At 58.4% G+C, this 14,015-nt stretch carries 7 protein-coding genes and 3 rRNA genes; 1 reads left to right on the top strand and 9 read right to left on the bottom strand.

The window, feature by feature from the left end:
• Window positions 1-19: 19 nt before the first annotated feature.
• The 8 genes from ABOC32_RS09370 to ABOC32_RS09335 all read right to left on the bottom strand — a co-directional run bounded on the left by ABOC32_RS09370 (window position 20) and on the right by ABOC32_RS09335 (window position 11,528).
• Window positions 20-916, bottom strand: coding sequence for a LysR family transcriptional regulator (locus tag ABOC32_RS09370; protein ID WP_426810833.1), 897 nt, complete (start codon window positions 914-916; stop codon window positions 20-22).
• A 172-nt stretch (window positions 917-1,088) separates the two neighbouring features.
• Entirely contained in the window at window positions 1,089-3,125 is a 2,037-nt protein-coding gene (locus ABOC32_RS09365; protein WP_426810832.1) for a pyridoxamine 5'-phosphate oxidase family protein, read from the bottom strand.
• 27 nt (window positions 3,126-3,152) lie between these two features.
• Window positions 3,153-3,782 (bottom strand): glutathione S-transferase family protein, encoded by a 630-nt coding sequence (locus ABOC32_RS09360; RefSeq protein WP_426810831.1) that lies wholly within the window; start codon window positions 3,780-3,782, stop codon window positions 3,153-3,155.
• Window positions 3,783-3,952: 170 nt separating this feature from the next.
• Entirely contained in the window at window positions 3,953-4,504 is a 552-nt protein-coding gene (locus ABOC32_RS09355; protein ID WP_426810830.1) for a UPF0149 family protein, read from the bottom strand.
• Between the two features lie 193 nt (window positions 4,505-4,697).
• Complete coding sequence (locus ABOC32_RS09350) at window positions 4,698-6,341, bottom strand: acetolactate synthase large subunit (protein WP_426810829.1); 1,644 nt, start codon at window positions 6,339-6,341, stop codon at window positions 4,698-4,700.
• 229 nt (window positions 6,342-6,570) lie between these two features.
• Window positions 6,571-6,686 (bottom strand): 5S ribosomal RNA (rrf, locus tag ABOC32_RS09345).
• 135 nt (window positions 6,687-6,821) lie between these two features.
• Window positions 6,822-9,713: ribosomal RNA gene (locus ABOC32_RS09340) — 23S ribosomal RNA — on the bottom strand.
• A gap of 278 nt (window positions 9,714-9,991) precedes the next feature.
• Window positions 9,992-11,528 (bottom strand): 16S ribosomal RNA (locus ABOC32_RS09335).
• The 16S, 23S and 5S rRNA genes sit together here, the layout of an rRNA operon.
• 456 nt (window positions 11,529-11,984) lie before the next feature.
• On the opposite strand from ABOC32_RS09335, the gene ABOC32_RS09330 reads away from it, so the two are divergent.
• Window positions 11,985-12,881, top strand: a complete 897-nt coding sequence (locus ABOC32_RS09330) for a formate/nitrite transporter family protein (protein ID WP_426810828.1) — start codon at window positions 11,985-11,987, stop codon at window positions 12,879-12,881.
• Window positions 12,882-12,884: 3 nt separating this feature from the next.
• Here ABOC32_RS09330 and ABOC32_RS09325 read toward each other — a convergent pair whose 3' ends face one another.
• Window positions 12,885-13,976 carry an MBL fold metallo-hydrolase gene (locus ABOC32_RS09325; RefSeq protein WP_426810827.1) on the bottom strand — a complete coding sequence of 364 codons (1,092 nt, stop codon included), beginning with the start codon at window positions 13,974-13,976 and terminating at the stop codon, window positions 12,885-12,887.
• Between the last annotated feature and the right edge of the window lie 39 nt (window positions 13,977-14,015).

Here is a 14,015-nt window from a genome sequence, read left to right as displayed (position 1 = left end):
CCCCTTGCGTTGTACGATCTCAATCCAGCTGCTGCGCCCGCAGTGCCTGTGCCAGCATGTCGATGAAGGCCCTGACCTTGGCCGAGCCGTACTTGCTTTCGCGGTGCAACACATGAATAGGCCAGGGCGCCTCTTCGTACTCGGCCAAAATCACCTCCAACTGCCCACTGGCCAGCTCATCTGCCACCTGGTACGACAACAGGCGGGCAATCCCCAGCCCGCCACTGGCGGCAGCGATCGCCCCGTCATTGCTGGTCACCGTCAGCCGCGGTTTCATGCGCACCAGGGTTGGTTCTTCTGTCATCCCAAAGCGCCAGCCGGCACGGGGCGACAGGTTGGTGGTACCGATCACCGCATGGTCGGACAGGTCCGAGGGATGCTTCGGCACGCCATGGCGCGCCAGGTACTCGGGAGAGGCACACAACATGCGCCGCACCCTGCCGACCCGCAATGCCTTCAACCCTGAGTCGGGCAGCGGGCCGATGCGCACGGCCACGTCCATGCCCTCCTCGACCATGTTCACCACGCGGTCGAGGAAGTAGGCAGACACATCGACGTCCGGGTACTGCTGCAGGTAGCGGACGATGCATGGCATGACGAACTTTTTGCCGAACAGGATTGGCGCGGTCACTGCCAGCTCGCCTTTGGGGGTGGCGTTGATGCCCGCGGCCGCTTCGTTGGCCTCGTGAATGCTGGCGAGGATATGCCGGGTGTCTTCCAGGTAGCGGCCACCGGCTTCGGTCAGGCGCACGCTGCGGGTGGTGCGCAACAGCAGCTTGACCCCGAGCTGCTCTTCCAGAGCGCAGACGGCGCGGGTGACTGCCGCCGGGGAAATGTCCAGGCGGCGGGCGGCGGCGGCGAAGCTTTCCAGCTCACCTACGGCGACGAACACCTTCATCAGGTGGATCTGGTCCATGCGGGCTCCTGGGTATTTGGGGTGCCGGGATTATCGGATATCCGGGCGTTATGTGCTGCCTTTCCCGGCCTCTTCGCGGGTAAACCCGCTCCCACAGGTACTGCGCTGCCCTCGGGTGCGGTGAGTCACCTGTGGGAGCGGGTTTACCCGCGAACGGGGCCGGACAGGTTTGTCAGATATCCAGCACCAGCGCCTGTATCCCCTCCTCCACCTGCGCGGGCACAGCACAACAAATCAGCACCGATCCCGCCTCCGGCAGCTCTGCCGGTGGGTTCGGGTAATGCACCTGGCCACTGACCAGCCTGGTCTTGCAGGTACCGCACGACCCACCCCGGCAACTGAACTCCGGCGCCAACCCACGCGCCTCCGCCAGTTCCAGCAGCGTCCCGCCACCGGGCGTCCAGCGCGCCTCCTTGGCCGACGCCGCGAAGTACACCGGCACTGGCTCGCTGGCCGCAGGCGGCTGTTGCAAGGTGGGCTGGCCTGCCTCCGTGTGCCGCCGCAGCGTCGACGGCCCAAAGGCTTCAGCGTGAATCCGCGCATCCGGCACATGCACCGTGCGCAGCCCTTCATACAGGTCCTGGGTAAAGCTGCCCGGGCCACACAGGTAGAAATCGTAGTCGTCCAGTGCCAGCGTCGCCTTGACCTGCTCGATGCCCAGCCGGCCGGCAAACTCATAGTCCCGCCCGGCCACAGCATGGTCTTCTGGCTGGCTCAGGGCGCGATGAACATGCAGCAAGCCGCCGGCCTGTTGCCGCAAGCTTGCCAGCTCCTGCCCGAATGGCAGGTCGGCCAGGCTGCGAGCGCCTTGGAACAAATGGATACGCCGCGCCTGCCCCTTGCTCAACTGCTCACGCAGCATGGCCAGCAACGGCGTGATACCCACGCCCGCGCCAATCAGCACAAGCGGGCGCGTACTCTGCTCATCCAGCGTGAAACTGCCCATCGGGGGGCGTACATCAAGCACATCACCTGGCGTGATGTGCGCATGCAGGTGCCGAGATGCGGGCCCCTGTGCTTTCACGCTGATACGCAGGTAGCCATCGGAAGGTGCGCTCGACACACTGTAGGTACGGATCATGGCAGCTTCATCACCGACCTGGATTTGCACCGGAACATGCTGCCCTGGCGCAAAGACCACGCGGCTATCGCTGGGCGGCTCAAGGTAGAACGAGCGTATATCGCGGCTCTCCTGCTCCACCCGCAGCACACGCCAGGCCTGCCATTGGCGCTGCCGCTGGCGTTGCTGCAGGCGTGCGTCGGCTTCGGCCCAGGTGCCGGTCATCAGGCTGGTCGGCGCGTACTCCTTGAAGGCCCAGCGCAGGGAAACCGCAGCCGGGCGCCACACTACCTGCTCGACCTCCAGGGTCCACAGCCGTTCGGCACCTTCGAAGGCCTGAATGGCCGGGCTGTCCAGCAACACCTCGGCACGCCCGCACAGCTGCAACACGTTGCCGTTGCTGAAGTCGATGAACAGCAAGCCGGCCCGCGGGTTCACCAACAAGTTGCCCAAGGTGTTGAAGTGCAGGTTGCCCGCATAGTCGGGAATGGTCAGCTGATTGCCTTGAACCTTGACGAACCCTGGCCGGCCGCCACGGTGAGAGACATCCACCGAGCGTTGGCCGTCGCCTTGCTCGACATAGCTGGCAACGAAGAATGTGTCAGCGGACTGGATCATGCTGACGGTTGTGGCATCCAGTGCTACCGCATCGACACGCGTCTGGGCGGGCGCGGCGACGCGGGTGTAGTCACGCAACTGGATGTACTGCGGGCAGTTGCCGAACGACTGCTCCACCCTCACCTGCAGTTGCCCTTCTGCAGCGTGGCAGATCTGCCCGTTGATGCGATTACGCCGACGGGTGTGCAGTTCGATACCCAGCAGGCCGACCGCCTGCCCGGCTACCAGCCCTGGGGTGGCAGGGTCATCTGCCGGCAACGTGGTGTCGATCGTCAGCACGCGAGGGTCGGGCGAGCTGACGAAGCCTTCTAGCCCTTCCAGCAGGGTGGCCCAAGGCCGACCCAGGGCATCCACGCTGGCGGCGACCATGAACGGCAACTGGTGATAGAACATGCGGTGCTGGTCGGGCATGTGGTCACGAATGACCTTCTGCCCGAACGCCTCCATGCGCTCTGCTACACCGACCTTTTCCTGCAGGGTTTTCTCGCCCGCATGCCAAGGCGAGGGGCGATGGTCCGGGGTCTGTTGCATGGCGGCGTTCCTCCCGATGGCGGGGTGTCAGGCGCTGGTCTGCAGCCCGATCACAGTGCGTGGCATGGGCACGAAGCCCGGCAGCGACTCGACCCGTGCCAGCCAGCTGCGCACGTTGACATAGGGCTCCAGCGACACGTTGCCTTCGGGGGCGTGGGCGATGTACGAGTAGTTGGCGATGTCGGCGATGGTGGGCGTGCTGCCCGCCAGGAATGGCGTCTTGGCCAGCTCGGCGTCGATCACCTTGAGCAGTGTGTGGGCACGGGCAATGACTTCGTCGGTGTTGAACGCGGCGCCGAACACCGTCACCAGGCGCGCGGCAGCGGGGCCGAAGGCCAGCGGGCCAGCAGCGATCGACAGCCAGCGTTGTACGCGGGCGGCGGCGGCAGGCTCTTCTGGCAGCCAGGTACCGTTGTCATACTTTTTGGCGAGGTAGACGAGGATGGCGTTGGAATCGGCAATCACTGTACCGTTGTCATCGATGACCGGGACTTGGCCGAACGGGTTGAGGGCCAGGAAATCCGGCTGCTTGTGTGCACCTTTGGCCAGGTCGACGAGCACCAGCTCGGTGGGCAGGTTCAGCAGCGAGAGCATCAGCTCGATGCGGTGGGCGTGGCCAGACTTGGGGAAGTTGTAGAGCTTGATCGGATTCGACATGGGCTTGGCTCCTGGTCAGCACCGGAATGGGCTGGTGGAGCACATGCTGCACTGGATCGGCTGGCAGCAGAATCAGTGCGCAGGGGAAACCATAATTTCGCGGGGCGCAATAATGGTTTCCAAAACTTGGGCAAGTGCCTACAGGCGGGCGCTACTCAACCGATATCAGGTCAGTGCAGCTTTTTGAAATACCGGAAAAGCCCACGCGCAGCTTCGACCACCTGCGGAACACAGGCCTGGATATCGGCTTCGCTCATCTGGTCCAGCAGCTCGAAGTTATCTTCAAGCCCATGCAGGGAAATGGCTTTCAACAGTTTGTCCTGCTCCGGTGGCAACGCTTCCCAACCGGCAATCTGGGTACCGCGCATGTAACCGAAGCACCACTCCTCCATGACGATCACCTTGCCTTCCTCGCCCTCGCTTTCCTCGAACAGCGGCTCGAAGTGGTCGACGTTGTCGCCCAGGTCTTCCGCCACTTGGTTGGCATAACGCAGCATCAACGCGGTGTACGCTTCTTCGTGCGCGGGCTTCTTGAACTTCGGCACCTTGCCACCGGCCACTGCGGGCAGCCATTGCTCCGGGAAGACGGTGACCGGCGAACTGGCCAGCGCGGTGAAAAAGCCATTGAGCTCGGCCAGGTTGAGTACCGAGTAGTCGTTACCGTAGGTGATCAGCAGGTCTTCGAGGCGATCGAGTTCTTTTTCGCTGAGTGCGGGGAGCATGGGTGAAAATCCTGGAAAGCAAAAGTGTGTGCACCCTAGCACATGCTGCTGCGCCAGCAAGGTTTGCAGGGTCTTTGTAGGAGCAGCCTTGTGCTGCGAAGAGGCCCGTACAGCTGACAGTGATGTCGGCTGCACGGGCCTCTTCGCAGCACAAGGCTGCTCCTACAACAGGACAGCACCAGCCTGTAGAGGGTTAGACCGCCAGCGCGCGCTCACGCAGTTCGCTGTTGAGAATGCGGTCGTTCTCGCTGTAATCGACCGGGCAGTCGATCACGTGCACGCCTGGGGTCTTGATGCAGTGTTCCAGCAGTGGCAGCAGGCCTTCGGCGCTTTCCACACGGTGGCCGTTGGCACCATAGGCTTCGGCGTATTTGACGAAGTCCGGGTTGCCGTAGTCCAGGCCGAAATCGGTGAAGCCCATGTTGGCCTGCTTCCAGCGGATCATGCCGTAGCCATCGTCACGCAGGATCACCACGGTGATGTGCATGCCCAGGCGCACTGCCGTTTCCAGCTCCTGGCTGTTCATCATGAAGCCGCCGTCACCGCATACCGAGATCACCGGGCGGTCCGGGTGCACCAGGTGCGCCGCCATGGCCGATGGCAGGCCGGCGCCCATGGTCGCCAGGGCGTTGTCCAGCAGCACGGTGTTCGGTTTGTGCGCCTTGTAGTTACGGGCGAACCAGATCTTGTAGATGCCGTTGTCCAGGGCAACGATGCCTTCGGACGGCAGCACGCGACGGATGTCGGCGACCAGGCGCTGCGGGTAGACCGGGAAGCGGTTGTCATCACCCCCTTCGGCGATCTGCGCTTCGTTGGCTTCACGGATGGCCATCAGGCGGGTGAAGTCCCAGTGCGACGTCTCGGTCAGGGCTTCACCGATTTGCCACACGGCGTTGGCGATGTCGCCAATCACCTCCACCTGCGGGAAGTACACGGCATCGACTTCAGCAGAGCGGAAGTTGATGTGGATGACCTCGGTGCCGCCACGGACCATGAAGAATGGCGGCTTCTCGATCACGTCGTGGCCGATGTTGACGATCAGGTCGGCTGCCTCGACGGCGCGGTGCACGAAGTCACCTGACGACAGCGCAGCGTTACCCAGGAAGCGCGGGTGGCGCTCGTCGACCACACCTTTACCCATCTGGGTGGTGATGAACGGGATGCCGGTCTTGTCGATCAGTTGCTTGAGGACCTTTGCGGTCATCTTGCGGTTGGCACCGGCACCGATCACCAAAATCGGGTTACGAGCGTTCTTCAGCTTCTCGACGGCAGCGTCTATGGCCACGTGTTCGGCCAGCGGGCGGCGGTGCAGGCTGCGCGGGATCGGCAGTGCATCGGTCTGCTCGGCGGCGATGTCTTCCGGCAGCTCCAGGTGTACCGCCCCCGGCTTTTCTTCTTCGGCCAGGCGGAAGGCTTCGCGCATGCGAGCAGGGATGTTGTCGGCCGAGGCGAACTGGTGGGTGTACTTGGTGATGGGGTCCATCATGCCGCACACGTCAATGATCTGGAAGCGGCCCTGCTTGGACTTCTTGATCGGCTTCTGCCCGGTGATCATCATCATCGGCATGCCGCCCAGGTAGGCGTAGGCGCTGGCGGTGACCAGGTTGGTGGCGCCAGGGCCGAGGGTCGACAGGCTCACGCCGGTCTTGCCGGTCAGGCGGCCGTAGGTGGCAGCCATGAAACCTGCAGACTGCTCATGGCGGGTCAGTACCAGCTTGATCTTCGACTTGCGCAGGGATTCGAGCAGGTCGAGGTTTTCTTCACCGGGAATGCCGAATACATACTCGACACCTTCGTTTTCCAGGCATTGCACAACGACATCGGCGGCCTTGGCCATCTTGCTTGCTACCTCAAGTGATGGGACGGTGGAAGTCCAGAAATGCGCAGCACGGTACGCTGGCATCGCTCAGCCCGGGGTAAGGAGTGCCCCGAACCAAAGTCTTGACGCAGGGCAAGCAAGCGAAAGTCACGTCAATGTGACAGTAATATTGTCGCAGCCCGGAAATTTTGGACTGGAAAGACAAAACCCCTACCTGCATGCGCAGATAGGGGTTTTGCGAAATGAATCTTGACGATGACCTACTCTCACATGGGGAAACCCCACACTACCATCGGCGATGCATCGTTTCACTACTGAGTTCGGGATGGGATCAGGTGGTTCCAATGCTCTATGGTCGTCAAGAAATTCTGTAGCCAGAATGTCCAGATGGACAGCCCAGCGAATTCGGATATGCGATATTTGTGGGTTACGTTCGAACTTTCGGTTCGTATCATCTTCACCACCGCAATCTGCGCTAGCAAATTGCTTGGGTGTTATATGGTCAAGCCTCACGGGCAATTAGTATTGGTTAGCTCAACGCCTCACAGCGCTTACACACCCAACCTATCAACGTCGTAGTCTTCGACGGCCCTTTAGGGGATTCAAGATCCCAGTGAGATCTCATCTTGAGGCAAGTTTCCCGCTTAGATGCTTTCAGCGGTTATCTCTTCCGAACATAGCTACCCGGCAATGCCACTGGCGTGACAACCGGAACACCAGAGGTTCGTCCACTCCGGTCCTCTCGTACTAGGAGCAGCCCCTCTCAAATCTCAAACGTCCACGGCAGATAGGGACCGAACTGTCTCACGACGTTCTAAACCCAGCTCGCGTACCACTTTAAATGGCGAACAGCCATACCCTTGGGACCGGCTTCAGCCCCAGGATGTGATGAGCCGACATCGAGGTGCCAAACACCGCCGTCGATATGAACTCTTGGGCGGTATCAGCCTGTTATCCCCGGAGTACCTTTTATCCGTTGAGCGATGGCCCTTCCATACAGAACCACCGGATCACTAAGACCTACTTTCGTACCTGCTCGACGTGTGTGTCTCGCAGTCAAGCGCGCTTTTGCCTTTATACTCTACGACCGATTTCCGACCGGTCTGAGCGCACCTTCGTACTCCTCCGTTACTCTTTGGGAGGAGACCGCCCCAGTCAAACTACCCACCATACACTGTCCTCGATCCGGATAACGGACCTGAGTTAGAACCTCAAAGTTGCCAGGGTGGTATTTCAAGGATGGCTCCATGAGAACTGGCGTCCCCACTTCAAAGCCTCCCACCTATCCTACACAAGCAAATTCAAAGTCCAGTGCAAAGCTATAGTAAAGGTTCACGGGGTCTTTCCGTCTAGCCGCGGATACACTGCATCTTCACAGCGATTTCAATTTCACTGAGTCTCGGGTGGAGACAGCGCCGCCATCGTTACGCCATTCGTGCAGGTCGGAACTTACCCGACAAGGAATTTCGCTACCTTAGGACCGTTATAGTTACGGCCGCCGTTTACCGGGGCTTCGATCAAGAGCTTCGCTTGCGCTAACCCCATCAATTAACCTTCCGGCACCGGGCAGGCGTCACACCCTATACGTCCACTTTCGTGTTTGCAGAGTGCTGTGTTTTTAATAAACAGTCGCAGCGGCCTGGTATCTTCGACCGGCATGGGCTTACGGAGCAAGTCCTTGACCCTCGCCGGCGCACCTTCTCCCGAAGTTACGGTGCCATTTTGCCTAGTTCCTTCACCCGAGTTCTCTCAAGCGCCTTGGTATTCTCTACCTAACCACCTGTGTCGGTTTGGGGTACGGTTCCCAGTTATCTGAAGCTTAGGAGCTTTTCTTGGAAGCATGGTATCAACCACTTCGTCGCCTAATGGCAACTCGTCATCAGCTCTCGGCCTTGGAATCCCGGATTTGCCTAAGATTCCAGCCTACCACCTTAAACCTGGACAACCAACGCCAGGCTGGCCTAACCTTCTCCGTCCCTCCATCGCAATAACTGGAAGTACAGGAATATTAACCTGTTTTCCATCGACTACGCTTTTCAGCCTCGCCTTAGGGACCGACTAACCCTGCGTCGATTAACGTTGCGCAGGAAACCTTGGTCTTTCGGCGTGCGAGTTTTTCACTCGCATTGTCGTTACTCATGTCAGCATTCGCACTTCTGATACCTCCAGCAAGCTTCTCAACTCACCTTCACAGGCTTACAGAACGCTCCTCTACCGCATCATCATAAGATGATACCCGTAGCTTCGGTGCATGGTTTGAGCCCCGTTACATCTTCCGCGCAGGCCGACTCGACTAGTGAGCTATTACGCTTTCTTTAAAGGGTGGCTGCTTCTAAGCCAACCTCCTAGCTGTCTAAGCCTTCCCACATCGTTTCCCACTTAACCATGACTTTGGGACCTTAGCTGACGGTCTGGGTTGTTTCCCTTTTCACGACGGACGTTAGCACCCGCCGTGTGTCTCCCATGCTCGGCACTTGTAGGTATTCGGAGTTTGCATCGGTTTGGTAAGTCGGGATGACCCCCTAGCCGAAACAGTGCTCTACCCCCTACAGTGATACATGAGGCGCTACCTAAATAGCTTTCGAGGAGAACCAGCTATCTCCGAGCTTGATTAGCCTTTCACTCCGATCCACAGGTCATCCGCTAACTTTTCAACGGTAGTCGGTTCGGTCCTCCAGTCAGTGTTACCTAACCTTCAACCTGCCCATGGATAGATCGCCCGGTTTCGGGTCTATACCCAGCGACTAAACGCCCTATTAAGACTCGCTTTCGCTACGCCTCCCCTATTCGGTTAAGCTCGCCACTGAATATAAGTCGCTGACCCATTATACAAAAGGTACGCAGTCACCTAACAAGTAGGCTCCCACTGCTTGTACGCATACGGTTTCAGGATCTATTTCACTCCCCTCTCCGGGGTTCTTTTCGCCTTTCCCTCACGGTACTAGTTCACTATCGGTCAGTCAGTAGTATTTAGCCTTGGAGGATGGTCCCCCCATATTCAGACAAAGTTTCTCGTGCTCCGTCCTACTCGATTTCATTGATAAGAGATTTTCGTGTACGGGGCTATCACCCACTATGGCCGCACTTTCCAGAGCGTTCCACTAATCTCAAACCAACTTAAGGGCTGGTCCCCGTTCGCTCGCCACTACTAAGGGAATCTCGGTTGATTTCTTTTCCTCAGGGTACTTAGATGTTTCAGTTCCCCTGGTTCGCCTCTTGCACCTATGTATTCAGTACAAGATAACCAGCTTATGCTGGCTGGGTTCCCCCATTCAGAGATCTCTGGATCACAGTCTGTTTGCCGACTCCCCAAAGCTTATCGCAGGCTACCACGTCTTTCATCGCCTCTGACTGCCAAGGCATCCACCGTATGCGCTTCTTCACTTGACCATATAACCCCAAGCAATCTGGTTATACTGTGAAGACGACATTCGCCGAAAATTCGCACGTTGCTCTTTCGAGCAGAACTCACAAATTTTACCTTAGCCTGATCACACACCAGTGAAAGTGCATGTCAGTCTATTTCTATCACATATCCGAATTTTTAAAGAACGGTCTGACAAAAGCCAGAAATCAACATTCGCAGGGAATGCTCATTTCTGAGTTCTGATCAGCAAATGAATCAAGCAATTCGTGTGGGAGCTCATCAGCAGGCTGATGTCGTCGATTAAGGAGGTGATCCAGCCGCAGGTTCCCCTACGGCTACCTTGTTACGACTTCACCCCAGTCATGAATCACACCGTGGTAACCGTCCTCCCGAAGGTTAGACTAGCTACTTCTGGTGCAACCCACTCCCATGGTGTGACGGGCGGTGTGTACAAGGCCCGGGAACGTATTCACCGCGACATTCTGATTCGCGATTACTAGCGATTCCGACTTCACGCAGTCGAGTTGCAGACTGCGATCCGGACTACGATCGGTTTTGTGAGATTAGCTCCACCTCGCGGCTTGGCAACCCTCTGTACCGACCATTGTAGCACGTGTGTAGCCCAGGCCGTAAGGGCCATGATGACTTGACGTCATCCCCACCTTCCTCCGGTTTGTCACCGGCAGTCTCCTTAGAGTGCCCACCATAACGTGCTGGTAACTAAGGACAAGGGTTGCGCTCGTTACGGGACTTAACCCAACATCTCACGACACGAGCTGACGACAGCCATGCAGCACCTGTGTCAGAGTTCCCGAAGGCACCAATCCATCTCTGGAAAGTTCTCTGCATGTCAAGGCCTGGTAAGGTTCTTCGCGTTGCTTCGAATTAAACCACATGCTCCACCGCTTGTGCGGGCCCCCGTCAATTCATTTGAGTTTTAACCTTGCGGCCGTACTCCCCAGGCGGTCAACTTAATGCGTTAGCTGCGCCACTAAAATCTCAAGGATTCCAACGGCTAGTTGACATCGTTTACGGCGTGGACTACCAGGGTATCTAATCCTGTTTGCTCCCCACGCTTTCGCACCTCAGTGTCAGTATCAGTCCAGGTGGTCGCCTTCGCCACTGGTGTTCCTTCCTATATCTACGCATTTCACCGCTACACAGGAAATTCCACCACCCTCTACCGTACTCTAGCTTGCCAGTTTTGGATGCAGTTCCCAGGTTGAGCCCGGGGCTTTCACATTCAACTTAACAAACCACCTACGCGCGCTTTACGCCCAGTAATTCCGATTAACGCTTGCACCCTCTGTATTACCGCGGCTGCTGGCACAGAGTTAGCCGGTGCTTATTCTGTCGGTAACGTCAAAACACTAACGTATTAGGTTAATGCCCTTCCTCCCAACTTAAAGTGCTTTACAATCCGAAGACCTTCTTCACACACGCGGCATGGCTGGATCAGGCTTTCGCCCATTGTCCAATATTCCCCACTGCTGCCTCCCGTAGGAGTCTGGACCGTGTCTCAGTTCCAGTGTGACTGATCATCCTCTCAGACCAGTTACGGATCGTCGCCTTGGTGAGCCATTACCTCACCAACTAGCTAATCCGACCTAGGCTCATCTGATAGCGCAAGGCCCGAAGGTCCCCTGCTTTCTCCCGTAGGACGTATGCGGTATTAGCGTTCCTTTCGAAACGTTGCCCCCCACTACCAGGCAGATTCCTAGGCATTACTCACCCGTCCGCCGCTGAATCGAAGAGCAAGCTCTTCTCATCCGCTCGACTTGCATGTGTTAGGCCTGCCGCCAGCGTTCAATCTGAGCCATGATCAAACTCTTCAGTTCAATACTGCTTGGGTTTTTAAGAAACCCTAAACTTGGCTCAGCAATCTCAAATGACTATGTGATTTCTCGCATGGTCACTTGTGATGCTGATAATCTTTTTGACTATCAGTCCGTACTCACAAGCACCCACACGAATTGCTTGATTCAATTTGTTAAAGAGCGTTTGGTTAAGAGCTTTTCGTCTCAACCGAGGCGCGCATTCTACGCTTTCCTCATTTGCTGTCAAGCGTTTATTTGAAGTTTTTTAAAACTGCTTTCTTTCGAAAGCTAACAACTTCAAACACTTACCGCTTGCCCCGAAGCGTTTGTCGCTGCGAGGAGGCGAATAATACGCGCTTTGAAATTAGAGTCAACACCTTGATCTAAAAAACTTTCCGAATGTGTTTCGCCGCCAGCTGGCAACTAATGAAAGCGCCGCGGATCTGTAATGAAACACCCCCACGGAGCGTAGCGGCCATGAGCGATGGGCAAAGCGAGAAGACCCCGGGCCTTTCTGCAGATGAAGAGCAGGAAGCCAGCCACAACCAGCCGCCGCGGGCGGCAGTGCTGCACGAGATCATCCGTTCCCAGGGCGACCAGGAGCTGGAGCGTACGCTCGCCGCACTGTGGTGGTCGGCACTGGCCGCCGGCTTGTCCATGGGGCTGTCGCTGATGGCGATGGGGCTGTTCTACGCCCGCCTGCCGGACGGCGACAGTGCCCAGGTGGTTGCCAGCATCGGCTACAGCGCAGGCTTCCTCGCCGTTATCCTGGCACGCCAGCAACTGTTTACCGAAAACACCCTCACCGCCGTACTGCCCGTCATGACCTCCCCTACCCTGGCCAACTTCGGTCGCCTGCTGCGGCTGTGGGGCGTGGTACTGCTCGGCAACCTGGCCGGCACCCTGCTGGTGGCCTGGGTCATGCTGGAGCTGCCGATCTTCGACAGCAAGACCGATGTGGCCTTCCTGGAGATCGGCCGCAAGGTCATGATGAACGACGTCAGCCAGATGTTCGCCAAAGGCATCGTCTCGGGCTGGATGATCGCCACCATGGTCTGGATGATTCCGTCCATGGAGCACGCCAAGATCTGGATCATCCTGATGATCACCTACCTGATGGCCCTTGGCGACTTCACCCATATAGTAGTAGGCTCGGTCGAAGTGTCGTATCTGGTCTGGGCCGGCGATGAGACCTGGCGCAGCTTCTGGCTGGAATTCGCCTTGCCGACCCTGGCGGGCAACATCATTGGCGGCAGCTTCATCTTCGGCCTGATCAGCCATGCTCAGGTACGCAGTGACAGCGGCAAGCCACCCTCGCAACTATTGAAAGACGACAAAGGCCGCCCTTCGCCCAGCAGGGACGACAAACATTGAAGCTCAGCGTGCCGCCATTGTGCGCTCGTTCGCCTGGCCCCGCTGGCGCAAAGGCCGCGGCTGCCACCAGTTCTGCCCGTCATGCGGTGAGTCAAGGCTTACCCGCTCGCCCATCTGCGGCGTACTCAGGCGCACCTGAGCCTGGTTGGCCAACGTCAGTATGCGTTCGAAGGGCTCCTGCCAGCCGTGGGTAGACAGGTCGAAGGTGCCGTTGTGAATCGGCAGCATCCAGCGCCCGCGCAAATCCAGGTGGGCCTGCAGGCTCTGCTCCGGCTGCATGTGCACATCGGGCCAGGCGACGTTATAGGCGCCCGTTTCGATCATGGTCAGGTCGAACGGACCAAAGCGTTCGCCTATCTGCTTGAAACCGTCGAAATACCCGGTATCGCCACTGAAGAACACACGCACATCATCATCGACGATCACCCAGGAGGCCCATAACGTCCGATTGCTGTCCAGCAGCCCGCGCCCGGAAAAGTGCTGTGCCGGGGTAGCGACGAAGCGCACGCCTTCCACCACGCTTTCCTGCCACCAATCCAGCTGCCGCACTTTCGCCGGGGCCACGCCCCAGCGCATCAGCCGGTCGCCTACACCGAGTGGCGCCAGGAACACGTCGGTGTGCGGCGCCAACTGGCGAATCGCCTGCTCGTCGAGGTGGTCGAAGTGATCGTGCGACAGCACCACCGCAGCCAGCGGCGGCAACTGGTCCAATGCCAGCGGCGGCGCATGGAAACGCAAAGGGCCCGCCCACTGCACGGGCGAGGCGCGCTCGGCGAACACCGGGTCGGTAATAAAGAAGCGCCCGCGCAATTTCAGCAATACCGTGGAATGGCCCAGGCGCCACAAGCTGTGGTCCGGGGCATCGAGCACCTGCTGGCGGGTCATGGGCTGGAGGCTGATCGGCGTGGCTGGCCGGGTTTGTGGCGGTTTGCGCAGGAACAGGTACTTGAGCCCGATGCGCAGCTTTTTCAGCACGCCATCCTGCGGCCGCAACGCCTGGTTATGGAAACGCCCATCCTGCTGGGGTGCCGGCTCGCCGGCGTGGTTGGCCAAAGGGACCATCAGCAACACTCCAAGCAACAGGAAAGCCTTCATGTTACCCCACAGTGATCGCATCAACCGTGAATTGGCTTG

This window comes from Pseudomonas sp. WOUb67, from assembly GCF_050058005.1.
Classification (GTDB): domain Bacteria; phylum Pseudomonadota; class Gammaproteobacteria; order Pseudomonadales; family Pseudomonadaceae; genus Aquipseudomonas; species Aquipseudomonas putida_R.
This window is presented reverse-complemented; position numbering and strand designations above follow the sequence as displayed.

Bases quoted from the DNA above. Each gene is read 5' to 3' on its own strand.
- ABOC32_RS09355 (WP_426810830.1), bottom strand. From the start codon at position 4,504: ATGCTCCCCGCACTCAGCGAAAAAGAACTCGATCGCCTCGAAGACCTG.
- ABOC32_RS09365 (WP_426810832.1), bottom strand. From the start codon at position 3,125: ATGCAACAGACCCCGGACCATCGCCCCTCGCCTTGGCATGCGGGCGAG.
- ABOC32_RS09370 (WP_426810833.1), bottom strand. From the start codon at position 916: ATGGACCAGATCCACCTGATGAAGGTGTTCGTCGCCGTAGGTGAGCTG.
- ABOC32_RS09325 (WP_426810827.1), bottom strand. From the start codon at position 13,976: ATGAAGGCTTTCCTGTTGCTTGGAGTGTTGCTGATGGTCCCTTTGGCC.
- ABOC32_RS09350 (WP_426810829.1), bottom strand. From the start codon at position 6,341: ATGGCCAAGGCCGCCGATGTCGTTGTGCAATGCCTGGAAAACGAAGGT.
- ABOC32_RS09360 (WP_426810831.1), bottom strand. From the start codon at position 3,782: ATGTCGAATCCGATCAAGCTCTACAACTTCCCCAAGTCTGGCCACGCC.
- ABOC32_RS09330 (WP_426810828.1), top strand. From the start codon at position 11,985: ATGAGCGATGGGCAAAGCGAGAAGACCCCGGGCCTTTCTGCAGATGAA.